The sequence below is a fragment of the Pelomonas sp. KK5 genome (assembly GCF_001984095.1).
Taxonomy (GTDB): domain Bacteria; phylum Pseudomonadota; class Gammaproteobacteria; order Burkholderiales; family Burkholderiaceae_C; genus KK5.
The window spans coordinates 1-24,402 of the sequence record NZ_LYVQ01000048.1 but is presented as its reverse complement, the minus strand read 5'-3'; the positions used below and the strand labels follow the sequence as shown (position 1 = coordinate 24,402).

The window sequence follows — 24,402 nt, the reverse complement described above, 5'->3', positions numbered from 1 at the left end:
CGGATTCTAAGCGGATTCGATCGGGCCTCTCGGAGGGGAAAAGTCCCGATACAAAAGGCCCTGCGAGGGGCCGCCGCGTGCCGTTCCGGGGCGGTCGGTGCGAGCTTCGTGCGAGCCTCGAACCTAGCGCCGCACGACCCAGTAGACCCCCAGCGCACTCATCGCCATGCCCAGCCAGAACACGCCGCCGACCGGGTCGCCGAACAGCGCCCAGGCGAGCAGCGCGGCGGCCGCGGGCACCAGGTACATCAGGCTGGTCACGCGGGTGGCGGCGCCGCGCTGCAGCATCAGGTAGAGCAGCGAACTGCCGCCCAGCGTCAGCACGAGCACCGACCAGCCCAGCGCGATGAACAGGTCGCGGTGCCAGACGATGGGCTCGCTCTCCAGCAGCGCCAGCGGCGCGCTGGCCAGCGTGGCCACCAGCATCTGCACGGCCATCGCGCTGCGCGCATCGTTCGGCTTGACGAAGCGCTTCTGGTAGAGGCCGCCGAAGGTGATCGTCAGCAGGGCCGCGATGCCAAGGCCGAAGTTCAGCGCATCGATCTCGCCGGCGCCGAGCTTGTGGTGGACGACGAGGACCAGGCCCAGCAGGCCGAGCGCCAGGCCCGCCCATTGCAGCGATACCAGGCGTTCGCCCCGGGTATGCAGCCACAGCGCGGTCAGCAGCGGCTGGAGGCCGGCGATCAAGGCCATCGTGCCGGCGCCCATGCCGTGCTTGACGGCGGCCCAGCCGCAGATCAGGTAGCCGGCCTGCGTCGTCAGGCCCAGCACGGCCAGGTGCAGCCACTGCATGCGCTCGCGCGGCCAGGCGGCGCCGGCGAGGCCCGCCCAGGCGCCGAAGCACAAGGTCGACAGCGCGAAGCGGATCGCCAGGAAGCCGATCGGCGGCGCATGCGGCATGCCCAGCCGGGCGACGACGAAACCGGTGCTCCAGATCGCGACGAAGACGGCCGGCATCGCGGCCAGCCAGGAGGCCTGGCGGCTCACGCCGCGCTCACTTGGCCTTGGCGCGGATTTCCGGGATCGCCTTGCGCATGTAGTAAACCATCGACCAGATCGTCAGCACCGTGGCGATGTAGATCAGCGCCGTGCCCCAGGGGCGGGTCTCGATCATGCCGAACAGCGGCCCGTCGAACAGCAGGAAGGGAATGGCCACCATCTGCACCGTCGTCTTGAGCTTGCCGACCATGTGCACCGCGACGCTGCGCGAGGCGCCGATCTGCGCCATCCACTCGCGCAGCGCCGAGATCGTGATCTCGCGGCCCACGATGACCAGCGCCACCAGCGTGTCCACGCGCTGCAGTTGCAGCAGCACCAGCAGCGCGGCGCAGACCATCAGCTTGTCCGCCACCGGATCGAGGAAGGCGCCGAAGGCCGAGGCCTGGTTCAGCTTGCGGGCCAGGTAGCCGTCCAGCCAGTCGGTCAGCGCGACGACGATGAAGAGCAGCGTCGCCACGAGGTTCTGCGTGGGCGTCTCCAGGCTGTCCAACTGGTAGACGCCGACGATCAACGGAATCGCAACGATGCGGGCCCAGGTGAGGAGGGTGGGAAGCGTCAGGAACATGCGGTCATGTTAACTAGTCCAAGGTACGCGGCTTGAAGCGCTTCTCGTCGTTGAAGAGAAAGGTCTCGCTGAACTTGCGCGGCTCGGGCATCCGCGACACGTCGCCGTAGGGCGCGGCGCGGTGAAGCGCGTCAATGGCGATCTGCACCGTCTCCGGCGCCTGGCCCGGCTTGCGCAGCACATTGATGCGCTTAATGCTGCCGTCCACGTAGAGCTCCACCTCCAGCACCGGGATCGCCAGCAGCACGGCCGGCGGCTCGGTCATGTAGGTGCGCTCGGGGTTGGCCGCGACCAGGCGCAGCGCGGCCTGGCGGCGCAGTTCCTCCAGCGTGCGCGAGGGCTTGGGCGGAGCGAGCCTGGGGATGTCCGGTTCGGTCAGGCCGACGGCCGGCCGGGCCGGCGCGGCAGGCTGCGCGGCCGGCACGGGCTCCACCGGCGAATGCGGTCGCGCGGGCGGCGCCGGCGGCGCGCTGGCGCAACCGGCCAGCAGGGCGGCGGCTCCGAGGCCTAACCATGAAACTCGACGGTACGAAGCCGCCTTGCCAGTCTTCGATTCAATGCAGGACACGATAGATCTCCTCCGCCAGTTCACGCCCGATGCCCTTGATGCTGGCGATCTCGTCGACGCTGGCCTGGGCCACGCCGCGCACGCCGCCGAAGCGCTGGAGCAATTGGGCTCTCTTCTTGGGGCCGATGCCGGCCACGTCTTCCAGGCGCGAACCTCCCGTCCGCGCCGCCGCGCGTTTCGCGCGCATGCCGGTGATCGCGAAGCGGTGCGCCTCGTCGCGGATCTGCGCCACCAGCATCAGCGCGGCAGACTCGCGGCCCAGGTACACCTTCTCGCGCCCATCGGCGAACACCAGTTCCTCCAGGCCCACCTTGCGGCCCTCGCCCTTCTCCACGCCGATGATCAGCGACAGGTCCAGGCCCAGTTCCTCGAACACCGCGCGGGCCATCGAGACCTGGCCCTTGCCGCCGTCCACCAGCACGATGTCGGGCAGGCGGCCGGTGCCGAGCTGCGCGGCCTCCGCCAGCTTCGAATAGCGGCGCGTCAGCACCTGTCGCATCGCGGCGTAGTCGTCGCCGCCGGTGATGCCCTCGATGTTGTAGCGCCGGTACTGGCTGCTCTGCATCTGGTGGTTCTCGAACACCACGCAGGAGGCCTGCGTGGACTCACCCGCCGTGTGGCTGATGTCGAAGCACTCGACGCGCAGCGCGGCCGGGTCTTCCACGTTCAGGTCCAGCGCCTCCAGCAGCGCATGGGTGCGGGCCTGCTGCGAGCCTTCCTCGGACAGCAGCCGCGCCAGCGCCAGGTCCGCGCCCTTGCAGGCCATCTCCTGCCAGATGCGGCGCTGGCCGCGCGGCTGCGCCTGGGTCGTCACCTTGTAGCCGGCCTGGGCGGTCAGCGCCTCGGACAGCAGCGGGTCGACCTCCTCGCTGACGACGATCAGCGAGGGCACCTGCGCGTCCAGGTAGTGCTGGGTCATGAAGGCCTCCAGCACCTGGCGCTCGGGGGAGGGCGGGGTGGCGGCTTCCTCGTCGTCCAGCAGCAGCGTCGCCGTCGCGTCCTCCACGTGCTTGGGGAAGTAGGCACGGTCACCGAGGTGGCGGCCGCCGCGCACCATCGCCAGGTTGACGCAGGCGCGGCCGCCCTGCACGCGGGCGGCGAGGATGTCCACGTCGCGGTCCCGCCCGGTGGCGCTGTTCTCGTCCACCGCCTGCTGCTGCAGCACCTTCGACAGCGAGGTGATCTGGTCGCGCATCTCGGCCGCCAGCTCGAACTGCAGCGCCTCCGAGTGGGCCATCATCTGCGCCTGCAGGCCGTCCATCACCTCCTGCGTCTCGCCGAGCAGGAAGCGCTCGGCATTGCGCACGTCGCGCGCGTACTCGGGCGTACGGCCCTCCGGCACGCAGGGGCCGGAGCAGCGCTGGATCTGGTAGAGCAGGCAGGGGCGGCTGCGGTTGTTGAAGACGGTGTCCTCGCAGGTGCGCAGGCGGAACACCTTCTGGATCAGCTGGATCGATTCCTTCACCGCCCAGGCGTTGGGGAAGGGGCCGAAGTAGCGGTGGCGCCGGTCCACCGAGCCGCGGTAGTAGCTGACGCGCGGGTACTCGTGGCCGCTGATCTTCAGGTACGGGTAACTCTTGTCGTCGCGGAACAGGATGTTGAACTTCGGGTTCAACGCCTTGATCAGGTTGTTCTCCAGCAGCAGCGCCTCGGCCTCGGTGCGCACGACCGTGGTCTCCATCCGCGCGATGCGCGAGACCATCAGCCCGATGCGGGTGCCGCCGTGGTCCTTCTGGAAATAGCTGGAGACGCGCTTCTTCAGGCTGCGCGCCTTGCCGACGTAGAGCACCTGGTCCTGCGCATCGAAATAGCGGTAGACGCCGGGCAGCAGCGGCAGCGCGGCGACTTCGGCCAGCAGGCGCTCGCGCTGCTCGGCGGGCGTGGCGACGGTGGGAACGACTTCTTGCTCGGACATGGCACCTCATTGTGCCGTCGAGTGCCGTCGATAATTTCGCGATGAATCGAAGCTGGGATCTGTTCTGCCGGGTGATCGACAACTACGGGGACGTGGGCGTCTGCTGGCGGCTGGCGCGCGACCTGGCGGGGCGGGGCGAGCGGGTGCGGCTGTTCATCGACGACGGCTCGGCGCTGGCCTGGATGGCACCCGAGGGGCCGCCGCCGGGTGTCGAGGTGCTGCCCTGGGACGCGGCGCTAACGGCGAGCTTCAGCGGCGACGTGGTCGTCGAGACCTTCGGCTGCGAGCTGCCCGAGCCTTTCCTCGCGCTGATGGCCGGGCGCACCGTGCCGCCGCGCTGGATCAACCTCGAATACCTCAGCGCGGAGTCCTATGTCGAGCGCAGCCATGGCCTGCGTTCGCCGCAGTCCTTCGGGCCGGCGAGGGGCCTCGACAAGCGCTTCTTCTATCCCGGCTTCACGCCGAAGACCGGCGGGCTGCTGCGCGAGCCGGGGCTGCTGGGCTCGCAACTGGCACTGCCCGGCATTGACCGCCGGCCGGGCGAGCGTGTCGTGAGCCTGTTCGCCTATGCCAACGAGGGGCTCCCGGCCTTGCTGGAATTGCTGTCGCGCGAGCCGACGCTGCTGCTGGCCTGCCCCGGGCCGCTGCAGTCGCGCATCGAAGCCCAAGGCGCGCTGCGCGTGCAGCCGCTGCCCTTCCTGAGCCAGGACGACTACGACCGCCTGCTCTGGTCCTGCGATCTCAATTTCGTCCGCGGGGAGGACTCCTTCGTGCGCGCGCACTGGGCCGGCCGGCCGCTGGTCTGGCACATCTACCCGCAGGACGACGGCGCCCACGGACCGAAGCTGGAAGCCTGGATGGAGCGGGCCGGCCTTGCGGCCGACGCCCGCGCGCTCAATCGAGCCTGGAACGGCCTCGGCAGCTGGCCCGCCGCGATGCCCGATGCCGCCGCCTGGGCCGCCGATGCCCAGCGTTGGCGTGACGAGTTGGCACTCCAAGCCGACCTCTGCAGCCAGTTGATGGCCTTTTCAAGCTAGAATGCCGGGCTTTGCTGCCGCGCCTGGGATGGGCGCGCCTCAGTTACGCCGTACTAGACAAGCCACCCAGGAACTCTCATGAAGATCGCTCAAGAAATCCGCGCCGGCAACGTGATCATGCAGGGCAAGGACCCGATGGTCGTGCTGAAGACCGAATACAGCCGCGGCGGCCGCGGCGCCGCCACCGTGCGCATGAAGATGAAGAACCTGCTGAACGGTTCGGGCACGGAAACCGTCTTCAAGGCCGACGACAAGATGGAACAGATCATCCTGGACAAGAAGGAGTGCACCTACACGTACTTCGCCGATCCGATGTATGTGTTCATGGACGCCGAGTACAACCAGTTCGAGGTCGAGGCCGAGAACATGGGCGACGCGATCTCCTACCTGGAAGACAACATGCCCGTGGAAGTCGTCTTCTACGACGGCAAGGCCATCTCGGTGGAAGTGCCCACCAGCGTGGTCCGCGAGATCGAGACCGAGCCGGCCGCCAAGGGCGACACCTCGGGCAAGGTCATGAAGCCCGCCCGCCTGGTCGGCACCGGCTTCGAGATCTCGGTCCCGGCCTTCGTCGAGAACGGCGACAAGATCGAAATCGACACGCGTACGCATGAGTACCGCAAGCGCGTCTGATCCCCTGATCGGATCGCACTGAGCAAAAAGGGCAGCTTCGGCTGCCCTTTTGCATTCCTTGCGCTCAGAGCAGCAGGCCCTCGTGCTGCTCGAGCAGCGAGCGCCGCGTGGCCGGGCTCTGCAGCTGCTGCAGCCACCAGGCCAGCGCGCGGCCCGGCGGCTGGCCGGTGTTGCGCCAGGCGTAGTTGCTCGGGAAGATGCGCGCGCCCTGGAAGGTCTGCAGCTGCACCAGGCGGCCGGCGTCGACATGGCGGCGCACCATCGACGCGGGCAGCGAGCCGCAGCCCAGTCCGCGCATCAGTGCTTCCAGCTTGGCCGCCATCGACGGCATCGTCAGCACGTCCTGCCCGGGCACCACGCCCATCGTCACCGGCGCCAGGCTGCGCGCGGTATCGGCGACGGTGATGATCCGGTAGCCGGCGAGCAGCGCGGCGGCGAGCGGCTGCGGCTGCGTGGCCAGCGGATGGTGCGGCGCCACGCAGAACACGAATTCCATGTCGCCCAGCAGCTCGCAGTGCACCGAACTGCCCGGCGGCTGGGTGGAGACGCCGATGGCCAGGTCCGCATGGCCGGTGGTCAGGGCCTCCCAGGTGCCGGAGAGCACCTCCACCCGCAGCTTCAGCCGCGTCGGCGGCCCGCCGGACAGGCCCTCGACGCCGGTCGGCTGCTGGTAGAAGGCTTCCATCAGGTCGAACACCGCGCGGCGGGCGATCGCATCGTCCACGCAGATGGTCAGCTCGCTCTCCCAGCCGGTGGCGATGCGGCGCACGCGGTTGGCCACCGCATCGATCTCGTGCAGCAGTCGGCGGCCCTCGACCAGCAGTTCCTGTCCGGCCGCGGTCAGTTCGGCCTGGCGCGAGCGGCGGTCGAACAGCAGCACGTCCAGCGCCTCCTCCAGCTGCCGCACCGAGTAGGTCAGCGCCGAGGGCACCTTGCCCATCTCGCGGGCCGCCGCGGCGAAGCTGCCGGTGCGGGCGATCGTGTCCATCATCGCCAGCGCCTCGGGGGTCAGGACACGGCGCTTGTCATTGCTGTTGGGCTGCATGGCTTCATCTTATTTGAACGATCTCTTCAGCCGCGGCTGACTGGTCGCCGAGGACGCCGAACCTACATTCATTCCATCGACAACAAGGAGTGAACGCCATGCAAGAACTCATCAAATCCTCGGACCGCGGCTTCGCCGACCATGGCTGGCTGAAGTCCTTCCACAGCTTCTCGTTCGCGGACTACCACGATCCGCGCCGCATGGGCTTCGGCGCGCTGCGCGTGATCAACGAGGACCGCATCGCCGCGGGCACCGGCTTCGGCACGCACGGCCACCGTGACATGGAGATCATCAGTTATGTCCTGGACGGTGAATTGGCCCACAAGGACAGCATGGGCAACGGCACCGCGGGTGGCGCCCATGCGGGCGTGATCCGCCCGGGCGACGTGCAGCGCATGAGCGCCGGCACCGGCGTGATGCACAGCGAGTTCAACCACTCGAAGACCGCGCCCACGCACTTCCTGCAGATCTGGATCATGCCGGACCAGCGCGGCATCGCGCCGGGCTACGAGCAGAAGCATTTCGCCGCGGCAGACAAGCGCGGCAGGCTGCGCCTGGTGGCCTCGCCGGACGGCGCCGACGATTCGGTGACGATCCACGCGAACGCACGGCTGTATGCCGGCCTGTTCGACGGCGGCGAGTCCGCAGAGCTGGCGCTGCAGCCCGGTCGCCTGGCCTATGTGCACCTGGTCAAGGGCGCGTTGACGGTCAATGGCCAGCGCCTGGCCGGCGGCGATGCGGTGCAGCTCAAGGGCGAGTCCGCGATGAAGCTGGAAGCGGGCGAGGGCGCCGAGGTCCTGGTGTTCGACCTGGCGCCCTGAAGTCGGGAGAGCGGCTCAGTGCGTGAACAGCGCGATCAGGATGATGATCGGGATGGGCACGCCGAGCAGCCAGAGAAGCAGTGAGCGCATGGTGGGGTCTCCTTGACGGTGTAGTGATCGGACGGGGAGATCAGGCGGCGACGACCAGCACGGCATCCGCGTCGCGCTGGCGGCCGCCGAACACCGCCATCAGGCTGGCCACGAAGGCCCCGGCCAGCAGCGAGACGAACAGCCACAGTGCCGCATGGGCGCCGGCCTTGCGCGCCTGGTCCGCAGCCTCCTGCGCGCGCTGCAGCTTCAGCTGCGCGGCGGCGTAGACGTCGGCCACGCGCTTCTCTGCGGCCTGCTGGGAGATGCCGTCATGGCGCGCCACCAGCTGGGCGACGTAGGTCTGGTCGGACGGCGGCAGCGTCGGCGAGCGGCCGGCGTTGGCGAAGATGTCGGCCATCTCGCTCACCGTTGCCGCCGGCACCGGGTCGGCGGTGGCCGGCAGGTTCGGCGCCGGGCGGAACAGCGAGGACTCGAAGTAGCGGCTGGTGGAATTGACCGCCGCGCCGGCGCCGAGCGCCGTGGCCTGGGCGCCGCTGCCCAGCACCCCGCCGATCGCGCCGGTCAGCGCCGCCGCGGTGGCCAGCGTCGCCACCGCCCAGGCCAGGAAGCCGTGGGTGGTATCGCGGAAGTGGGTCTCGTCGGTGCTGGCGCGCTGCCAGCCGCCGCGCAGCCGGCCGGCGAGATAGCCGCCCAGCCCCGAGGCCGCCACCTGCGTCAGCGTGACCCACAGGATCGTCGAGAGGCCGAAGGTCGTGGCCGCGATGCCGGCCTGCGACCAGGGCGACACCGCCGACAGGCCCAGGCCCATGCCCAGCACCAGCAGGATCAGCGACAGCGCCGCCGCGCCGGCCGCGCCGGCCAGCACGGCGCGCCAGCACAGCGCGTGCTCGTGCAGCGGATGGACGGAAGAGACGGCAGCGGCTTCCGTGTCGAGCACGGGCAGCGGCTGCTGGAGGCGTTCGGGCGTGGTGAAGTTCATGGGCGTGTCTCCGGGAACATGATCGATGGCTCGATCTTGCGGAGACACCGCCGGGCGGGTTGTGGGAAGGCGGCGCGACGCTGCGTAGGATCAGGCCGGACGGCGCAGGAAGCACAGCAGCTGCCGCTCGCCGGCCGGCAGCCGGGTCGCGGTACGGCCCGCCGATGCGCTCGCGCGCAGCCGCCCGGCGTCCTCCGGCGTGGCCGCCGCGGCCAGCGCCTGCCACAGCGTCAGCACGCGAGGATGGATGTAGGCGCTGCGGCACACGGCCGGCGTGTTGCGCAGCCGCTCGGACACCGCCGCCAGCGCCGGCTTCATGGCGAAGGGCAGCGGCGACTGCAGGGCCAGCTGCAGCGCGAGCGCGCTGCCGTGCCAGGTGCGGAAGTCCTTGGCGGTGAAGCGCTCGCCGGCGGCCGCGGCCAGGTAGTCGTTGACGTCGGCGGAGCCCACGCGGTGCAGCTCGCCGGCTTCGTCCACGTACTGGAACAGCTCCTGTCCGGGCAGCTCCTGGCAGTGCCGCACGATGCGGGCCAGGCGCGGGTCCTCGACGGTGATGTCGTGCATCACGCCGCTCTTGCCGCGGAAGCTCAGGCGCAGCCGGGCGCCGCGGACCCGCGCATGCGGGTTGCGCAGCGTGGTCAGGCCGAAGGAGCCGTTGCCGCGGGCGTACTCGTCGTTGCCGATGCGGGCCAGCGTCGTATCCAGCAGGCGCACCAGCGCGGCCAGCACGCGGGCCTGCGGAAGCTCGCTGCGCAGGTCGCGCGCCACCCGGGCGCGGATGCGCGGCAGCGCGCGGCCGAAGGCCTTCAGCCGGTCGAACTTGGCCTGGCCCTGGTCGGCAAGCCACTGCGGGTGGTAGCGGTACTGCTTGCGGCCGCGGGCGTCGCGGCCGGTGGCCTGCAGGTGGCCGTTGGGCAGCGGGCAGATCCAGACGTCGGAATAGGCCGGCGGGATCGCCAGGCTGCGGATGCGGGCGATCTCGTTCTCGTCCCTCAGCCACTGGCCCTGGCTCGCGCGGTAGGCGAAGCCGCGGCCGCGGCGCACCCGGCGGATGCCGGGCATCTCGTCGCTGACGTGGATCAGCGCCACGCGCCGATGGCGCTGAGCAGGCGCTCGTCGGGGTAGACGTCGCCGATGCCCGTGGACGGGATGGCGTTCCACATCAGGGCGGCCAGCGCACCGAGCGGCAGCGCGACGAGGCTCACCAGCAGCATGGCGATCAGCGCGGTCAGTGTCATGGCGGCCTCGTCGGTGGGTGTTTGGTGGAGTGGATCTTCGATGCGCGCGCTGCGCGCATACAGCGGCATGCGCCGCGCCCATTTGTAGGCGCCAGCCTACACCTTGCGCCGGTTTCCCTTGGCAGAATCGGCTCGCGTTCCACCTTGATACAGCCATGGCTGCGCTGATGAATCCTGCCTCCGTCCTGCCCGCCGACGATGCCGAGCTTGCCGGCGCCGACGAAACGATCGGCGAGCTGGAGATCCGCCTGTTGATGGAGGCCATCTACCTGCGCTACCAGCACGACTTCCGCGCCTACGCGCCGGGCCTGCTGCGCCGGCGCATGGCCCAGGCCCGCGACCAGATGGGCTACGAGCACCTCAGCGAGCTGCAGCATGCGCTGCTGCGCGAGCCGGCCGTGTTCGCGCGGCTGCTGCAGTACCTCACCGTGCAGGTCAGCGAGATGTTCCGCGACCCGGCCTACTTCCGCGTGCTGCGCGAGGAGGTGATGCCGCAGCTGTCCACCTGGCCTTCGCTGAAGGTCTGGGTGGCCGGCTGCAGCCACGGCGAGGAAGTCTGGTCCATGGCCATCCTGCTCAAGGAAGCCGGCCTGCTGGACCGCACCATCCTCTACGCCACCGACATCAACCCGCAGGCGCTGCAGCGTGCCGAGGCTGGCGTGTTCCCGCGCGATCGCGCCGCGCAGTTCAGCCGCAACTACCTGGCCTCGGGCGGCACCGGCTCGCTGTCGGACTACTACACCTGCGCCTACGACGCGATCGCCTTCGACCGCGGCCTGCGCCGCCAGATCATGTTCGCCGACCACAGCCTGGCCACCGACGCGGTGTTCTCCGAGTTGCACCTGGTCTCCTGCCGCAACGTGCTGATCTACTTCACCCCGGCGCTGCAGGACCGCAGCATCGGCCTGTTCCGGGACTCGCTGGTGCGCGGCGGCTTCCTGGGGCTGGGCAGCCGGGAGACCCTGCAGTTCGGGGCCCACGCCCGGGCCTTCGAGCCCATCCATGTCCAAGCCGATGTCAAGCTCTACCGGCGCCTACCCGACGCCGCGCCGCACGACATCACGCCTACCACTCGCAGGACCACGCCGCCATGGAACACACGCTGATGCCGACGCTCGATGCTCCGGTTCTTGCTCCGGCTCCGGCCGCCGAACCGGTCACCACGCCCCCCGCGCCGCCGCGAGCGCCGCTGAACATCCTGGTGGTGGACGACAACCCCCAGAGCCTGCTGGCCATGCAGGCCGCGCTGGCCGACGAGGACCTGACCGTGCTGGTGGCCGAGTCCGGCCATGCAGCGCTGGAGTTGCTGCTGGTGCACGACGACATCGTGCTGGCCCTGCTGGACGTGCAGATGCCGGTGATGGACGGCTACACGCTGGCCGAGCTGATGCGTGGCAGCGAACGCACGCGCCATGTGCCGATCATCTTCCTGACCGCCGGCGCCCGCGAGGCGCAGCGCATGTTCCGCGGCTACGAGGCCGGCGCGGTGGACTTCCTCTACAAGCCGGTGGACCCGCAGGTGCTGGACGGCAAGATCAAGGTCTTCGTCGACCTGCACCGCCAGCGCCAGCTGCTGGCCACCAAGGTGGCCGAGCTCGAGCGCCTGGCCCGCACCAACGCGCTGATGCTGGCCGCGCTGTCGCACGACATCCGCGAGCCGCTGACGGTGCTGATGCTCAATGCCGAGATGATGATCCGCCGCAGCGAGCTGCCGACGCTGCAGAAGGCCGGCGCCCGCATGAAGGCCGCCACCACGGTGCTCGGCCGGCAGGTGGACCACCTCGTCAACCTCGGCCGCATGCCCGACGGCGAGCTGAAGCCGGTGCTGGCGCGCGGCGACCTGGCGCGGCTGGTGGAGCAGCGGCTGCAGGTGGGCGTCAACCAGGCGCTGCTGTGGGTGCCCTGCACCTTCGAGAGCGAGGGCGACCCGATGGCCGACTTCGACGCCCGGCTGGTGGCCGACGCGATCGACCACCTGCTGCTGCAGGCGGCCACCCATGCCGGTGACGCTCAGATAACTGTTTACCTGGACGGCACCGCGCGCCGCGCGATCCGCCTGAGCCTGTGCTTCGACCTGGTGCTCAGCGACGCTGCGGCGCGCTACCTGTTCGGCGCCGGCAAGACGGTGGAGGGCATGACCGCCACCCAGGTCGGCTCCGGCCTGCAGGGCCCGCAGGACATCGCCCGGGCGCACGGCGGCTCATTGATCGGCAGCTCCCGCCAGGGCCACGGCACCCGCTTCGAGCTGATGCTGCCGCGCGGCTGGTCGGATATATAGACCCTCGCCCAAAGGGGACGCACCGGATGGCGGGATCGACCCGCCACCCGACGCACCTGGGCCGGCTCGGGCCGGAATGCGCGTGCTCAGGGCTACGCCGAGGCGGTGTGTGGCGCCGCGGGGGCTTGCCCGGGGGGAAGGTCCGGCTCCGCCTCTCCCTGCGAGAGATGGCTGGGCAGGCGAGCCTCGACGGTGGTGCCCTGGCCCGGGCTCGAACTCACGCTGAGCTCACCCTGCTCGGCCTCCACCCGGAAGCGCATGCCCAGCAGGCCGTGCTTGGCGCGGCCGACCTGGCTGGCGTCGAAGCCGCGGCCGTTGTCGCTGACGCGCACCAGCACGCCGCCGTCGGCCTCCTCCTTCAGCAACACCCGCACCTCGCTGGCCTGCGCGTACTTGGCCACGTTGGTCAGCGATTCCTGCACCAGGCGGAACACGCTGAGCTGCCCGCTGGCGGCCAGGCTCACCGGCGCCAGCTCGACGACCACGCTCAGGTTCATCTGCTTGGCCACGTCGCGGCACAGGATCTCCAGCGCCGGCACCAGGCCCAGCTGGTCCAGCGTGGACGGGCGAAGGTCCTCGATGATGCGGCGCTTCAGCGCGATGCCGGCGTTCAGCGTCTCGACCAGGTGGGTGATGCGGGGCAGCACCTCGGGCAGGGCCTGCTGCAGCTTGGGGCGCACGCGGGCCACGTCGAGCTTGGCGGCCGTGAGCAGCGCGCCGAGCTCGTCGTGGAGATCGCGGGCCAGGCGGGCGCGCTCGTCCTCGCGGGCGGTCTGCAAATGCTGGGCGAGCTCGGTCAGCTCGGCGGTGCGGCGCAGCACCTCGCGCTCCAGCCGCTCGCGCTCGGCCTGCAGCAGCTCCTGCTGCAGTTCGCGCTGGCGGTCCAGCTGGCGGCCCTGGCGCAGGAACATGGTGACCACCAGCAGGCTGACCGCCGTCATCGCCGCCACGCCGACGCGGTTCAGCAGCAGCGTGTCGAACACATTGCCGGTGGCGGCGGCGATCAGCTGGTTCTCGTGGGCCAGCAGCGCCTCGGCGTTGCTGCGGATCGCCTCCATGTGGTTGCGGCCGATGTCGGTCATCAGCAGCTCCTGGGCGGCGTCCACCTTGCCCTCGTCGTACAGGCGCAGTTCTTCCTTGAGCTCGCTGAGCTTGGTCTGGGCGGAGTTGGCGATCTTCTCGCGCAGCGCTTCCGATTCCTTGTGCTTGAGCTTGGCGTAGAGCACGCGCAGCGTCTCCAGGCCCTCCAGCGTGTCCACCGAGGCGAAGCGGTAGGGCTCCAGGTACTCGGGCCGGCCGGTCAGCAGGTAGCCGCGCTGGCCGGCCTCGGCGTCGGTCACGCGGCCGACCACCTCGATCAGCTTCATCTTGGCCTTGTTCATCTCGACCAGGGTCGAGAGCTGGGAGTCGGCGCCGTAGTAGGCCGACTCGCTGATGGCCAGCATCAGCCCGGCCACCAGGATGGCCAGCGGGAGCGCGAAGGCGCTGCGCTGCAGCTTCAGGAAGGTCAGGCCGGCGAACTTCATTGGTGGCTGGGATTTTCCGGCACGCTCTCGCAATAGGCGAGCAGTTCCTCCAGTTCGGCGGACTTGTCGAACACCCGGTCCGCCCCGAGCAGCAGGCAGCGCCGGCGCATCTCGGTGGTGGCGTAGTTGCTGAGCACCACCAGCTTCATCCCGGGCCGCAGCGCCTTGGCATGCGACAGCACCTCCAGCCCGGTGCCCGTCTTCAGGAAGATGTCGATGATCATCAGGTCGCAGCTGCTGTCCGGGCCCTGCAGCCAGCGCAGCGCGGCCTGCTCGTCCTCGGCGCAGCCGACCACGCGCATGCCCAGCATTTCCTCGAAGGTGGCGATCAGGTTCTCGCGGATGACCGGGCTGTCCTCGACGAGGAAGCAGCTCAAGGTGGGTCGCGCGGCGCTCAGGGGATCGACGGAGGGGTTCATGGACGAGGTCGCGGCCATCATACGGTCGCCCTGGTGGGGGCCTGGCCGAGATGTCGCCCCATTGTCGCCAGGGCGCGCCGATGAGTCTTGTACGTCAAGCACTTGGGTCCTTGTCAGCGCTGTCCTACAGCGGCGGTCTTGGGGTCGGTCTTCGGGTCGGGTTGCGCTTCGGCCTGCCGCGCCAGATCCAGCCCGCGCAGCGCCACCTGGCATTGCTCGGCATCGGCGCGGGCCTGCTTGTCGCCGGTGTCGATCAGCGGCAGCAGGGCCGCCAGCGGGTTGATCGCCGCCAGCGCCGCGGCGGGCACCAGGCGGCGCACCAGCGGGCCCTTCTGCAGCGAGATGTCGGGCTTGCCGAAGGTGCCGTTGATCTGGATGGGCGTGCGCAGCGCCAGCGGGCTGATGTCCTTGGGCGCCACGTGCAGCGTGAGGCCCAGCCGTTCGGTGGCCAGCGAGACGCCGCCGTCCACCCGCAGCGCCGAGTCCTTGGTGTCCACCAGCATGAAGGCCGGCCGCACCATGCCCTCGCTGGCGCGCAGGTCGGCCGCCGCGCAGTCCACCGGCAGCGCGTCGTCGCCCTTGATCATCAGGCCCAGGGTCTGGGCCACGTCGATGCCGCTCTCCTCGATCAGCTTGTGCGAGACGGTGCCGCGGTTCCAGAACAGCTGGGCACGGCCGCTGGCGGAGGCCAGCATCTCGGCGGTGGAGCGGCCGCGGCCCTGCAGGTCCAGCTCGGCGGCGAGCCGGCCGGTCACCGGGGCGGCGCTGAGCCACTGCTCCAGCTTCAGCCCGCGCAGGCTCAGCCGGGTGTCCCATTTCGCGCTGGGCTGGGTGCCGTCCACCTTGATGCGGCCGGTGATGCGGCCCTGGGCCAGCCGGGCGTCGATGTCCTGCAGCGTCAGCACGCCGTCCTGCAGGATCAGCCGGGTGCGCAGCGGCGCGATCGATTCGAGCCGCTCGACGCCGGACTCCAGCCGCGTGATGTCCATGCGCACGTCTGCGTTCATCGCGCGCAGCGAGGGCAGGTCGAAGGGCCGGTCAGGCAGCACCCGGCCGGGGCCGGCGGTGCGCGCCGCGGTGGGCTGGCCCGGCGGCGGCGCCATCGCCACCACCTTCTTCAGGCCCAGGCCGGCCTTGGGCGCCGGGCCGATGACGGTGCTGCGCGTGCCGATGGCCGGCCCCAGGTCGGCCAGCCACAGGATCGGGCTCTGCAACTGGCCGCTGAGCATCGGCACGGCCTGGCTGCGGTCGAACACGAACTCGCCCTTGAGCACGCTGCGGCCGACGGTGGCCTGGTGCACCTGCGTGGTCCAGCGCGGGCCGCTGCGCAAGAGGTGGCCCCGCATCGTGAACGGCGGCGTGGTGGGCAGGGTGACGCCCAGCGGCTGGCCCGCCGCGGCCAGCGAGGGGCCGCGCAGCGCGTAGTCGCCGTCGAGGCCCTGGGTGGCGAGCAGGTCTCGTACCGTGCCGCGGAAGTCCAGCCCCGCCTGGCCCAGCTCCACCTTGAACACCACCGGCACCGCGGGCGCCTTCGGGTCTGACGACAGCCAGGGCAGGGCGGAGCCGCTCTGCAGGCTGGCGCGCAGCGGCGCGGCGCGGTAGCGGCCTTCGGCATGGGCGACCAGCTTGGCGTCCCGCAGGTCGAAGCCGTCCTGCATCTCGAAGTCGCCCACCATCGACAGCGCGGACACGCGGTCGTCGACGATGGCCGAGCCCTTGCCGACGCTGAACTGCTCGAAGCGCACGCCGTCGAAACCGTGCGAGGGCGCGGCGTCCGGCGGGCCGAACTGCCAGCTCGCGCGGCCATCGGCCAGGCGCTGGATGCGCAGCGCCACATTGGCCGCCTCCAGCGACTTGATGCGCAGCGGCTGGCCGCGGCGGAAGGCGAACAGGTCGGCGTAGTGCAGCTTCAGCGTCACATCCTGCGCCACCAGCGTGGAGCCCAGCGTGCTCCATTCCGGCGCGCCGACCTCCATCTGGTCGAGCTGCAGCTTCACCCCGCCCAGCAGGTGCAGCCGCCAGCGCGCGCCGCCGCCGGCGAAGCTCACCTGGCGGTTCAGCCGCTGGCTGGTCCAGTCCTCGGCGGGGCGGCGCAGCATCGGCCAGCCTCGCCATTCGCAGATCGCCAGCGCGCCGACGATCAGCACGACCAGCCCGAGACCCCCACCGATCCAGCGCCACTTGTGGCTGGGGCGGTGCGTGGCGACTGAGGGTGGGACGGTGGACATGCGTCATGGTCGCCGCTGCGGCGCGCCGATGCCATCGGCCCAGGGCCCCCGTGCCTGTCGGGCGCGTCCTACGGCGTTCACAAACAGTCACGTTCATGGTCGTTTACCTGCCGTGGGCACAGGGCTTGCCGCCCTCTGGTGCGCACCCGCCCCAAAGGCGGGACTCCTTTTCATTCGAATGCACTCGCAAAGGAAATCGACATGAACCAAGCACCCCGACTCACGTCCGCACGATGGCGCCCCTGCCTTGCTTTCATCGCCCTCGGCGCCGCCGCCCTCGCGGCCCAGGCCGAACCCTTCACCGCGGGCAGCGGCTACATGGGGCTGAACGTCGGCAAGCCCTCGTTCAAGACCGACTGCGGCAACGCCGGCTTCAACTGCGACAACCCCAACGCCTCGTTCAAGCTGTACGGCGGGGCCATGTTCAACCAGCACTTCGGCGCCGAACTGGGCTACCTGAACATGGGCAAGGCCGAGCGCGGCGGCGGCCATAGCAAGGCCGAGGGCATCAACATGAGCCTGGTGGGCCACGTGCCGCTGGGCGAAAGCCGCTTCGGCGCCTTCGCCAAGGGCGGCGCCACCTATGGCCGCACCCGTGTCGATGCGCAGTCCGCCTCGGGTATCGCGACCGGCCGCGAGAGCGGCTGGGGCGGGGCCTACGGCGCCGGCGTGGACTATGCGCTGAGCCCGACGTCCGCCGTCGTGCTGGAGTGGGAGCACCACGACTTCCGCTTCCCGGGCACCGGCCGCGAGGGCGTGGCCGCCACCAGCCTGGGCTTCGTCAAGCGCTTCTGAGCATGGGCACGCAGAAGGACTCCGACAAGCCCGTGCCGCCCCCGGCGCCCGCGCCGGCGCCACAGGACGGCCCGCTGGACGTCCCCGGCGGACGCCGCAGCGACCGCGACGGCAAGTTCGAGGGCGATCACCGGCCCTCGCGCTGAGAACGGCCGGCGGGCCGTCGGCATAATCGTCTACTTCGACGGGAGCCGAAAGAGACGATGCGACGACAGGATCCGCAGCACGAAAGCCGTTTTCTTCTCGCCGACCAGCCGGGCCCGCGCCGGGGCCTGGCCGGTTTCCTCCCCCTGGGTTCGCTGCTGAGCTTCGGCCTGGCGGTGCTGGCCATCATCGCGGTGGGCAGCTTCTCGCTGAGCACGCTGCAGGACCGCACCGCCGCCGCGGACCAGATGTCCCACACGCTGGAGGTGATCGAGCAGCTGCAGACGACCGCCTCGATCCTGAAGGACGCCGAGACCGGCCAGCGCGGCTACCTGCTGACCGGCAACGAGAGCTACCTGCTGCCCTTCACGGCTGCCAAGGGCGCCATCGGCGGCTCGGTGCGCATGCTGCGCGAACTGACCGCCGACAACCCGCGGCAACAGACCCGTGTCGACCAGTTGCAGCAGCTGGTGCGCGACAAGCTGGCCGAGCTCGAAGAAAGCATCGCGCTCAAGCGCGCCGGCAAGAGCGAGGACGCGCTGACGCTGGTGCGCACCGACCGCGGCCGCGTGGTGATGGAGCGCATGCGCAGCGTGCTGGCCGACATGGAGCGCGAGGAGCGCGGCCTGGGCGCCGAGCGCCGCGTCGCCTGGGACCGCACCGCCGTCGCCTCGCTGGTGGTCACGCTGGGCGGCTCGGCCCTGCTGCTGGTGCTGGTCAGCATCGCCGCGGTGATGACCTCGCGCAACTACCGCGCCCGCGAGCAGGAGGCCTGGCTGCGCGCGGGCCATGCCGGCCTCAACGAGGAGCTGCAGGGCGACCGCGACCTGGACAGCCTGGCGGACAAGGCGCTGGTCTTCCTGGCCCGCCGGGTCGGCGCGCAGGTCGGCGCACTCTATCTGGCGCAGCAGGACGGCAGCTTCCAGCGCATCGGCGGCTACGCGCTGCCGGACGAGGCGCTGAATCCGCGTTCAACACTCTCGCCCGCAGCCGCCGGCCTGCTGGGCCAGGCGATCCGCGACGGGCGGGCCATCCATGTGGGCGAGGTGCCCGAGGGCTTCTGGCCGATCAGCGCCGGCACCGGCCGCAGCCCGGCGGGCGAACTGCTGGTGCTGCCGATCAGCGTGGACGGGCTGGTGCAGTGCGTGCTGGAGCTGGGCTTCTTCCGGCGCAGCGAGCCGGCCGACCTGCTGCTGCTGGACCGCGTATCCGAATCGCTGGCGATGGCGCTGCGCGCGTCCATGGACCGCACGCGGCTGCAGGAACTGCTGCTGGAGACGCAACGCCAGTCCGAGGAACTGCAGGTCCAGCAGGAGGAACTGCAGGCCAACAACTCGGAGCTCGAGGAGCAGAGCCGCGCGCTGCGCGACTCACAGCTGCGGCTGGAGGCCCAGCATGCCGAGCTGGAGCAGACGAACGTGCAGCTGGAGGAACAGGCGGCCCAGCTGGAACTGCAGCGCGCCGACCTGACCGAAGCCCAGGCGCAGCTGACCGAGAAGGCCCAGACGCTGGAACGCACCAGCCAGTACAAGAGCGAGTTCCTGGCCAATATGAGCCACGAGCTGCGCACGCCGCTGAACTCCACGCTGATCCTGGCCAAGCTGCTGGCCGACAACAAGAACGGCAACCTCAGCGACGAGCAGGTGCGCTTCGCCCAGACCATCTCGGCCGCCGGCAACGACCTGCTGGTGCTGATCAACGACATCCTGGACATCTCCAAGATCGAGGCCGGCAAGCTGGAGGTGAGCTTCGAGGATGTGCCGCTGCAGCGCATCGTCCACTCGCTGGAGACCACCTTCGCGCCGCAGGCGCGCCAGCGCGGGCTGGAGTTCCGCGTCGAGCGCGCGCCGGGGCTGCCGCCGGACATCGAGACCGACGAGGCCCGCCTCGGCCAGATCCTGAAGAACCTGGTCTCCAACGCGCTCAAGTTCACCGAGGCCGGCCATGTCACCCTGAAGATCGGCGCCAGCGGCGAGCCCGGCCGGGAGCGGCTGGACTTCGCCGTCCATGACACCGGCATCGGCGTGCCCGACGAGCAGCGCGACATGATCTTCGAGGCCTTCCGCCAGGCCGACGGCAGCACCCACCGCAAGTACGGCGGCACCGGGCTGGGTTTGTCGATCTCGCGGACGCTGGCCCGGCTGCTGGGCGGGGACATCGCGCTGAGGAGCCGCGTCGGCCACGGCAGCGTGTTCACGCTGAACCTGCCGCGCGCGCAGCAGCCGGATTTCATCGCCGAGCCCGAACTGCCGCCGTCCGAGGCCGCCGAGCCGCCGGTGCTGGACGACGACAGCGCGGCGCTGGCGCTCCGGCACGACCCCCGCACCATCCTCGTCATCGAGGACGACCCGCATTTCGCCGGCGTGCTGCGCGACGTGGTGCGCGAGATGGGCTTCCCGGTGGTGCTGGCCGACCGCGCCGCCGACGGGCTGCGCGCCGCAGCCCGCTTCCAGCCCAGTGCCATCGTGCTGGACATGAAGCTGCCCGACATGTCCGGCTTCGCGGTGCTGGAGCAGCTCAAGCGCACGCCCGCGCTGCGCCATATCCCGGTCCATGTGATGTCGGTCAGCGACTATGCCCAGGAGGCCCTGGAGATGGGCGCGATCGGCTATGCGCTGAAGCCGGTCAGGCGCGAGGAGCTGCAGCAGGCGCTGCGCCGGCTCGAGGCCAAGGTGACCCAGGGCCTGCGCCGGGTGCTGGTGGTCGAGGACGATGCACGCCAGCGCGACAGCATCGAGCAGCTGCTGGCGGCGGACGGGGTCGAGATCGTCGGCGTCGCCACCGCCGAGGAGGCGCTGGCCCAGCTCCAGGCCGGCACCTTCGACTGCATGGTGATGGACCTGCACCTGCCCGGCGTCAGCGGCTCCGAGCTGCTGGACCGCATGTCGCAGCGCGAGGAACTGGCCTTCCCGCCGGTGATCGTCTACACCGGCCGGGCGCTGTCGCGCGCCGAGGAGGACGCGCTGCGGCGCTACTCCAAGAGCATCATCATCAAGGGCGCGCGCTCGCCGGAACGGCTGCTGGACGAGGTCACGCTGTTCCTGCACCAGGTGGAGTCGCGCCTGCCGCCGGAGCGCCAGCGCATGCTGAAGGCGGCGCGCGAGCGCGAGGCGCTGCTGGAAGGGCGACGGGTGCTGATCGTCGAGGACGACGTGCGCAACATCTTCGCGCTCTCGGCCGCGCTGGAGCCCAAGGGCATGAAGATCGAGATCGCCCGCAACGGCCGGGAGGCGCTGGAAGCGCTGGCCCGCGGGCCGGTCGACATGGTGCTGATGGACGTGATGATGCCGGAGATGGACGGCATCACCGCCACGCAGGAGATCCGCAGGCAGCCGCAGTTCCAGCGCCTGCCGATCATCGCGCTGACCGCCAAGGCGATGAAGGACGACCACGACCGCTGCCTGGCCGCCGGCGCCAACGACTACATCGCCAAGCCGCTGGACGTCAACAAGCTGCTTTCATTGATGCGCGTCTGGATGCAGCGGCAGACGTAACGGCGGGTCACGGGCATCGGCCTTGCCGCACACGGTGGACCTTCTTCCATCAAGGAGTTCCATCATGAACAAGAGCAAGACGATCATCGTGCTGAGCGGCCTGTGCCTCGCGCTGGGCGCCCACGCGCATGACCCGGCGGCAGACGGCAGCCGCAGCCGCGGCGAGGTGAAGGCCGAGCTGCGCGAGATGCGCGCCTCGGGCGAGCTGGCCCGGGTGGACGGCGAGGACCGCAGCGCCACCGTCGCCCCGCAGGAGATCACCACGCCGGCGCTGACCCGCCGCGAGGTGCGCCAGGACCTGGAGGCTGCCAAGGCCAACGGCATGCTGGCCGCGCTGAACAGCGAGGACCCGATGGCGATGCAGCGCTGGCGCGAGCAGCACCCGACGCTGCAGGGCCGGCTGATCGCCGGCTGATCGCGCTACTTCAGCCGCGGCGCGGGCGGAAGGGCCGGCCGGGCCAGTTCCCCGGCCCGCATCCGGCCCACCGCGGCCATGACGGCGCGTGCCACGTCGCGTGCCTCTTCCTGTACCGCCGCGTCGGCATCGAGCCCGCGGTGGCTGCTCCAGTACGGTTCCCAGTAGCCGATGTAGCGGTCCAGCGTGGAAGGCCCCGGCGCGGCGATCAGGCCCATCCAGTCCAGCCAGTCCGACAGCGCCCGGCGCTGGCCCTCGATGCCGGCCACGTCGCCGTGCACCAGCAGGCCGTAGATGCGGCCGGCCAGGTGCTTGGGATAGTCCCAGCCCGCCTGTTCGATCGCCTTGGCCTCGGCGGCCTTCTTGCCGTGGGTGCTGCTGACGTCGGGGTTGCCGCCGTCCGCGCAGACCAGCCTGTCGATCATCAGCTTCAGCGGACTGGGCGACTGGTACCAGTAGGTCGGGGCCAGCACGATCACGCCGTGCGCGGCGACCCAGCGTTCGTAGATATCGGCCATCCAGTCGCCGGTCTGGCCCAGTGCATGGTTGGGATAGCAGCTGCAGGGCCAGTGGCACAGCGGCATCGCGGTGGCCACGCAGCCCTTGCAGGGGTGGATGGCGCGCCCGTAGTCGGAAGTGAGCAGGCTCAGGTCCAGCAGGTCGGCGGTGGCGCCCAGCCCGCGCACGACCGCTGCCGCGCTGCGGGCGAGCCGCCAGGTCTTGGAGATCTCGCCGGGGCAGCTGCCGTCGTTGCGCGCGCTGCCGCAGATGATCAGCACGCGCGGCTTGCCCTTCGGGTCGGCCTGCACACGCTGGGCCCTGGCGAGCCGGCGTCGGGTGTCCAGCCACTCGACCGAGGCCTCGTAGGCCGGATCGGCCGCGCCCTTGCCGATCGGGCGGGTGAGTGGCGCCTTGCGGCCCTCGACGTAGGCCTGCCAGGCAATCTCCTCGAGCCGGCCGATGGCCTCGGCCTCGGCAGCGAAGGCCGGATCCTGGTAGCGCTGGCGGAAGCGCTCGCCGAACTCGCGGCGCTTCAAGGGTGCGGGGGCCTGGCCCGTGCGGATGTCGTCTGGCATGCCGCCAGCGTCGTCGCGGCGGTGTAACAGACCTTGTAGGACAAGATGCCACAGCCCTGTCAGACAAGGGCGCGTCCGCACGGCGGCGCCCCTGTAGGCACCCCAAGCCGCGCTACCCTGCGGGCTCGCGCCTGTAACGGCGCTTACAGCTCGGGTGAGACCGTGAGTGCAAAGTCAGGCAGTGACTGGAGGCAGCACCTTGCGCAGCAGCGAAGGCTCGAAGGGCTTGCGGATGTAGTGGTCGAAACGGGAGAAGGTGTCGGACACGCGGTCGCCGGCATCGCCCCAGCCGGTCACGGCGATCAGCACCACCTCGTCGCCGTAGAGCTCGCGCAGGCGGTCCGACAGCTCGCAGCCGCCCATGCCGGGCATGTCGATGTCCAGCAGCACGCAATGCGGCCGCCAGCCCTCGATCAGTTCCAGCGCCTGCGCGCCACTGGTGGCGGTGCGCACCGCGTAGCCGTCCAGCTCCAGCGACATGGCCAGCGTCTCGGCCATGTCGGCCACGTCGTCCACGACGACGACCCTCACCTCATCCATTCGCCATTCCTTGTGGTCATCCCGCCAATGTGCCGCCAAAGGGCGGCGGCTGCAAGGCGAGGTCAGTTTACATAACGCGTTACTTGCTAGATCAGTCAGAGGGAACAGCATGAAAGTCATGGACGACGTCGTGGCGGCGGTTTCGCCTGCCGAGCAGCTCAACACCCTGCTGACGGCCCTGAGCGGCTTGCGCCGCGGCGACGCCAGCGTGCGCATGCCGGTGCACTGGACCGGCGTGGCCGGCAAGGTGGCGGACGTGTTCAACGAGGTGGTCGAGCAGAACGCGCAGATGGCCGCCGAGCTGGCCCGGCTGCGCCAGGTGGTGGGCAAGGAGGGCCTGCTGAAGCAGCGGGCGTCCCTGAGCGAATCACGCGGCTTCTGGGGCCAGAGCATCGAGTGCATCAACTCGCTGATCGACGACCTGGTGCACCCGACCTCCGAGGTGGCTCGCGTGATCGGCGCGGTGGCCCAGGGTGACCTGACCAAGTCGATGGCGCTGGAGGTGGAGAACCGGCCGCTGGAGGGCGAGTTCCTGCGCACCGCCAAGACCATCAACAAGATGGTGGAGCAGCTCGGCAACTTCTCCGCGGAAGTGACCCGCGTGGCCCGCGAGGTGGGCACCGAGGGCAAGCTGGGCGGCCAGGCCAAGGTGAAGGGCGTGGCCGGCACCTGGAAGGACCTGACCGACTCGGTCAACTCGATGGCCGGCAACCTGACCGACCAGGTGCGCAACATCGCCGACGTGACCACCGCGGTGGCGCAGGGCGACCTGTCCAAGAAGATCGACGTGGACGTCAAGGGCGAGTTCCTGACGCTGAAGAACACGATCAACACGATGGTGGACCAGCTGCGTTCGTTCGCGTCGGAAGTGACGCGGGTGGCGCGTGAAGTCGGCACCGAAGGGGCTCTGGGCGGCCAGGCGCGGGTGGAAGGCGTGTCGGGCACCTGGAAGGACCTGACCGATTCGGTCAACTCGATGGCGGGCAACCTCACATCGCAGGTGCGCAACATCGCGGACGTGACCAAGGCGGTGGCCGCGGGCGACCTGTCCAAGAAGATCACCGTGGACGTGAAGGGCGAGATCCTCGAGCTGAAGAACACCGTCAACACGATGGTGGACCAGCTGCGGTCGTTTGCTGCGGAGGTGACTCGCGTGGCCCGCGAGGTGGGCACCGAAGGCAAGCTGGGCGGCCAGGCCGACGTGCAGGGCGTGGCCGGCACCTGGAAGGACCTCACCGAGTCGGTCAACTTCATGGCCGGCAACCTCACATCGCAGGTGCGCAACATCGCGGAAGTGACGACGGCCGTGGCGGCCGGCGACCTCTCCAAGAAGATCACCGTGGACGTCAAGGGCGAGATCCTCGAGCTGAAGAACACGATCAACACGATGGTGGACCAGCTGCGATCGTTCGCCGCGGAAGTGACGCGTGTCGCCCGCGAGGTGGGTACCGAAGGCAAGCTCGGCGGCCAGGCCGACGTGCAGGGCGTCGCGGGTACGTGGAAGGACCTGACCGACTCGGTCAACTCGATGGCGTCGAACCTCACATCGCAGGTGCGGAACATCGCGGACGTGACGAAGGCGGTGGCGGCGGGCGACCTCTCGAAGAAGATCACCGTGGACGTGAAGGGCGAGATC

The 24,402-nt window shown here is 70.1% G+C and carries 23 protein-coding genes; 10 read left to right on the top strand and 13 right to left on the bottom strand.

Going from position 1 to position 24,402, the window contains the following annotated elements; translation table 11 throughout:
- Positions 1-123 precede the first annotated feature (123 nt).
- The 4 genes from B0W88_RS09895 to uvrC all read right to left on the bottom strand — a co-directional run bounded on the left by B0W88_RS09895 (position 124) and on the right by uvrC (position 4,047).
- Entirely contained in the window at positions 124-957 is an 834-nt protein-coding gene (locus B0W88_RS09895; protein ID WP_077034510.1) for a DMT family transporter, read from the bottom strand.
- Positions 958-994: 37 nt separating this feature from the next.
- Complete coding sequence (gene pgsA / locus B0W88_RS09890) at positions 995-1,564, bottom strand: CDP-diacylglycerol--glycerol-3-phosphate 3-phosphatidyltransferase (protein ID WP_077034495.1); 570 nt, start codon at positions 1,562-1,564, stop codon at positions 995-997.
- Positions 1,565-1,577: 13 nt separating this feature from the next.
- A complete protein-coding gene (locus tag B0W88_RS33550; protein WP_158080831.1) occupies positions 1,578-1,997 on the bottom strand; it encodes a hypothetical protein in 420 nt (139 codons plus the stop codon).
- Positions 1,998-2,118: 121 nt separating this feature from the next.
- Positions 2,119-4,047: an excinuclease ABC subunit UvrC gene (gene uvrC / locus B0W88_RS09880; RefSeq protein WP_077034494.1), complete on the bottom strand. Its 1,929-nt coding sequence runs from the start codon at positions 4,045-4,047 to the stop codon at positions 2,119-2,121.
- Between the two features lie 41 nt (positions 4,048-4,088).
- Between uvrC and earP the strand changes: the two genes are divergently transcribed.
- Both earP and efp read left to right on the top strand, forming a co-directional pair.
- On the top strand, positions 4,089-5,084 hold the full coding sequence (gene earP / locus B0W88_RS09875; RefSeq protein WP_077034493.1) for an elongation factor P maturation arginine rhamnosyltransferase EarP: 996 nt from the start codon (positions 4,089-4,091) through the stop codon (positions 5,082-5,084).
- A gap of 78 nt (positions 5,085-5,162) precedes the next feature.
- Entirely contained in the window at positions 5,163-5,717 is a 555-nt protein-coding gene (gene efp / locus B0W88_RS09870; protein ID WP_077034492.1) for an elongation factor P, read from the top strand.
- A 64-nt stretch (positions 5,718-5,781) separates the two neighbouring features.
- Here efp and B0W88_RS09865 read toward each other — a convergent pair whose 3' ends face one another.
- Positions 5,782-6,762, bottom strand: a complete 981-nt coding sequence (locus tag B0W88_RS09865; protein ID WP_077034491.1) for a LysR substrate-binding domain-containing protein — start codon at positions 6,760-6,762, stop codon at positions 5,782-5,784.
- Between the two features lie 98 nt (positions 6,763-6,860).
- Here B0W88_RS09865 and B0W88_RS09860 point away from each other — a divergent pair, with 98 nt between their 5' ends.
- Positions 6,861-7,583 carry a pirin family protein gene (locus B0W88_RS09860; RefSeq protein WP_077034490.1) on the top strand — a complete coding sequence of 241 codons (723 nt, stop codon included), beginning with the start codon at positions 6,861-6,863 and terminating at the stop codon, positions 7,581-7,583.
- A 130-nt stretch (positions 7,584-7,713) separates the two neighbouring features.
- On the opposite strand, the gene B0W88_RS09855 is transcribed toward B0W88_RS09860, so the two are convergent.
- From B0W88_RS09855 to B0W88_RS33540, 3 genes are all read right to left on the bottom strand, one after another.
- Positions 7,714-8,613, bottom strand: coding sequence for a hypothetical protein (locus tag B0W88_RS09855; protein WP_077034489.1), 900 nt, complete (start codon positions 8,611-8,613; stop codon positions 7,714-7,716).
- Between the two features lie 90 nt (positions 8,614-8,703).
- Positions 8,704-9,702 (bottom strand): DNA topoisomerase IB, encoded by a 999-nt coding sequence (locus tag B0W88_RS09850; protein WP_369973869.1) that lies wholly within the window; start codon positions 9,700-9,702, stop codon positions 8,704-8,706.
- Complete coding sequence (locus B0W88_RS33540) at positions 9,693-9,851, bottom strand: hypothetical protein (protein WP_158080829.1); 159 nt, start codon at positions 9,849-9,851, stop codon at positions 9,693-9,695. Before B0W88_RS33540 ends, B0W88_RS09850 begins: the two co-directional genes overlap by 10 nt.
- A 167-nt stretch (positions 9,852-10,018) precedes the next feature.
- On the opposite strand from B0W88_RS33540, the gene B0W88_RS09840 reads away from it, so the two are divergent.
- Together B0W88_RS09840 and B0W88_RS09835 are read left to right on the top strand one after the other, a co-directional pair.
- Positions 10,019-10,957 (top strand): protein-glutamate O-methyltransferase CheR, encoded by a 939-nt coding sequence (locus B0W88_RS09840; protein ID WP_083748687.1) that lies wholly within the window; start codon positions 10,019-10,021, stop codon positions 10,955-10,957.
- Positions 10,942-12,129, top strand: a complete 1,188-nt coding sequence (locus B0W88_RS09835; RefSeq protein ID WP_083748686.1) for a hybrid sensor histidine kinase/response regulator — start codon at positions 10,942-10,944, stop codon at positions 12,127-12,129. Before B0W88_RS09840 ends, B0W88_RS09835 begins: the two co-directional genes overlap by 16 nt.
- 92 nt (positions 12,130-12,221) lie before the next feature.
- Here the strand turns inward: B0W88_RS09835 and B0W88_RS09830 are convergent, their stop codons facing one another.
- From B0W88_RS09830 to B0W88_RS09820, 3 genes are all read right to left on the bottom strand, one after another.
- Positions 12,222-13,655, bottom strand: coding sequence for a CHASE3 domain-containing protein (locus tag B0W88_RS09830; protein WP_077034486.1), 1,434 nt, complete (start codon positions 13,653-13,655; stop codon positions 12,222-12,224).
- Positions 13,652-14,074 (bottom strand): response regulator transcription factor, encoded by a 423-nt coding sequence (locus tag B0W88_RS09825; RefSeq protein ID WP_077034506.1) that lies wholly within the window; start codon positions 14,072-14,074, stop codon positions 13,652-13,654. Before B0W88_RS09825 ends, B0W88_RS09830 begins: the two co-directional genes overlap by 4 nt.
- A 113-nt stretch (positions 14,075-14,187) precedes the next feature.
- Positions 14,188-16,302 carry an AsmA family protein gene (locus B0W88_RS09820; RefSeq protein WP_144006695.1) on the bottom strand — a complete coding sequence of 705 codons (2,115 nt, stop codon included), beginning with the start codon at positions 16,300-16,302 and terminating at the stop codon, positions 14,188-14,190.
- 201 nt (positions 16,303-16,503) lie between these two features.
- Here B0W88_RS09820 and B0W88_RS09815 point away from each other — a divergent pair, with 201 nt between their 5' ends.
- From B0W88_RS09815 to B0W88_RS09805, 4 genes are all read left to right on the top strand, one after another.
- Positions 16,504-17,097, top strand: a complete 594-nt coding sequence (locus B0W88_RS09815) for an outer membrane beta-barrel protein (protein WP_077034484.1) — start codon at positions 16,504-16,506, stop codon at positions 17,095-17,097.
- A 2-nt stretch (positions 17,098-17,099) separates the two neighbouring features.
- On the top strand, positions 17,100-17,243 hold the full coding sequence (locus tag B0W88_RS33535) for a hypothetical protein (protein WP_158080828.1): 144 nt from the start codon (positions 17,100-17,102) through the stop codon (positions 17,241-17,243).
- A gap of 57 nt (positions 17,244-17,300) precedes the next feature.
- Positions 17,301-20,735 carry a response regulator gene (locus B0W88_RS09810; RefSeq protein WP_077034483.1) on the top strand — a complete coding sequence of 1,145 codons (3,435 nt, stop codon included), beginning with the start codon at positions 17,301-17,303 and terminating at the stop codon, positions 20,733-20,735.
- A gap of 64 nt (positions 20,736-20,799) precedes the next feature.
- On the top strand, positions 20,800-21,150 hold the full coding sequence (locus B0W88_RS09805; RefSeq protein WP_077034482.1) for a hypothetical protein: 351 nt from the start codon (positions 20,800-20,802) through the stop codon (positions 21,148-21,150).
- Positions 21,151-21,155: 5 nt separating this feature from the next.
- Here the strand turns inward: B0W88_RS09805 and B0W88_RS09800 are convergent, their stop codons facing one another.
- The gene (locus B0W88_RS09800; RefSeq protein WP_077034481.1) at positions 21,156-22,226 is read right to left on the bottom strand and encodes a flavodoxin family protein; all 1,071 of its coding nucleotides are present in this window, start codon (positions 22,224-22,226) and stop codon (positions 21,156-21,158) included.
- A gap of 174 nt (positions 22,227-22,400) precedes the next feature.
- On the bottom strand, positions 22,401-22,766 hold the full coding sequence (locus B0W88_RS33530; protein WP_077034480.1) for a response regulator: 366 nt from the start codon (positions 22,764-22,766) through the stop codon (positions 22,401-22,403).
- Positions 22,767-22,884: 118 nt separating this feature from the next.
- Here B0W88_RS33530 and B0W88_RS09790 point away from each other — a divergent pair.
- A partial coding sequence (locus B0W88_RS09790; protein ID WP_158080832.1) for a HAMP domain-containing protein occupies positions 22,885-24,402 on the top strand: 1,518 nt, incomplete at its 3' end.

Coding starts and splice junctions, on each gene's coding strand:
- B0W88_RS09820 (WP_144006695.1), bottom strand. CDS start 16,302: ATGTCCACCGTCCCACCCTCAGTCGCCACGCACCGCCCCAGCCACAAG.
- B0W88_RS09830 (WP_077034486.1), bottom strand. CDS start 13,655: ATGAAGTTCGCCGGCCTGACCTTCCTGAAGCTGCAGCGCAGCGCCTTC.
- B0W88_RS09860 (WP_077034490.1), top strand. CDS start 6,861: ATGCAAGAACTCATCAAATCCTCGGACCGCGGCTTCGCCGACCATGGC.
- B0W88_RS09800 (WP_077034481.1), bottom strand. CDS start 22,226: ATGCCAGACGACATCCGCACGGGCCAGGCCCCCGCACCCTTGAAGCGC.
- B0W88_RS09855 (WP_077034489.1), bottom strand. CDS start 8,613: ATGAACTTCACCACGCCCGAACGCCTCCAGCAGCCGCTGCCCGTGCTC.
- B0W88_RS09815 (WP_077034484.1), top strand. CDS start 16,504: ATGAACCAAGCACCCCGACTCACGTCCGCACGATGGCGCCCCTGCCTT.
- B0W88_RS33530 (WP_077034480.1), bottom strand. CDS start 22,766: ATGGATGAGGTGAGGGTCGTCGTCGTGGACGACGTGGCCGACATGGCC.
- B0W88_RS09835 (WP_083748686.1), top strand. CDS start 10,942: ATGGAACACACGCTGATGCCGACGCTCGATGCTCCGGTTCTTGCTCCG.
- B0W88_RS33535 (WP_158080828.1), top strand. CDS start 17,100: ATGGGCACGCAGAAGGACTCCGACAAGCCCGTGCCGCCCCCGGCGCCC.
- B0W88_RS09840 (WP_083748687.1), top strand. CDS start 10,019: ATGAATCCTGCCTCCGTCCTGCCCGCCGACGATGCCGAGCTTGCCGGC.
- B0W88_RS09865 (WP_077034491.1), bottom strand. CDS start 6,762: ATGCAGCCCAACAGCAATGACAAGCGCCGTGTCCTGACCCCCGAGGCG.
- B0W88_RS33540 (WP_158080829.1), bottom strand. CDS start 9,851: ATGACACTGACCGCGCTGATCGCCATGCTGCTGGTGAGCCTCGTCGCG.
- B0W88_RS09825 (WP_077034506.1), bottom strand. CDS start 14,074: ATGAACCCCTCCGTCGATCCCCTGAGCGCCGCGCGACCCACCTTGAGC.
- B0W88_RS09810 (WP_077034483.1), top strand. CDS start 17,301: ATGCGACGACAGGATCCGCAGCACGAAAGCCGTTTTCTTCTCGCCGAC.
- uvrC (WP_077034494.1), bottom strand. CDS start 4,047: ATGTCCGAGCAAGAAGTCGTTCCCACCGTCGCCACGCCCGCCGAGCAG.
- efp (WP_077034492.1), top strand. CDS start 5,163: ATGAAGATCGCTCAAGAAATCCGCGCCGGCAACGTGATCATGCAGGGC.
- pgsA (WP_077034495.1), bottom strand. CDS start 1,564: ATGTTCCTGACGCTTCCCACCCTCCTCACCTGGGCCCGCATCGTTGCG.
- earP (WP_077034493.1), top strand. CDS start 4,089: ATGAATCGAAGCTGGGATCTGTTCTGCCGGGTGATCGACAACTACGGG.
- B0W88_RS09805 (WP_077034482.1), top strand. CDS start 20,800: ATGAACAAGAGCAAGACGATCATCGTGCTGAGCGGCCTGTGCCTCGCG.
- B0W88_RS09895 (WP_077034510.1), bottom strand. CDS start 957: ATGCCGGCCGTCTTCGTCGCGATCTGGAGCACCGGTTTCGTCGTCGCC.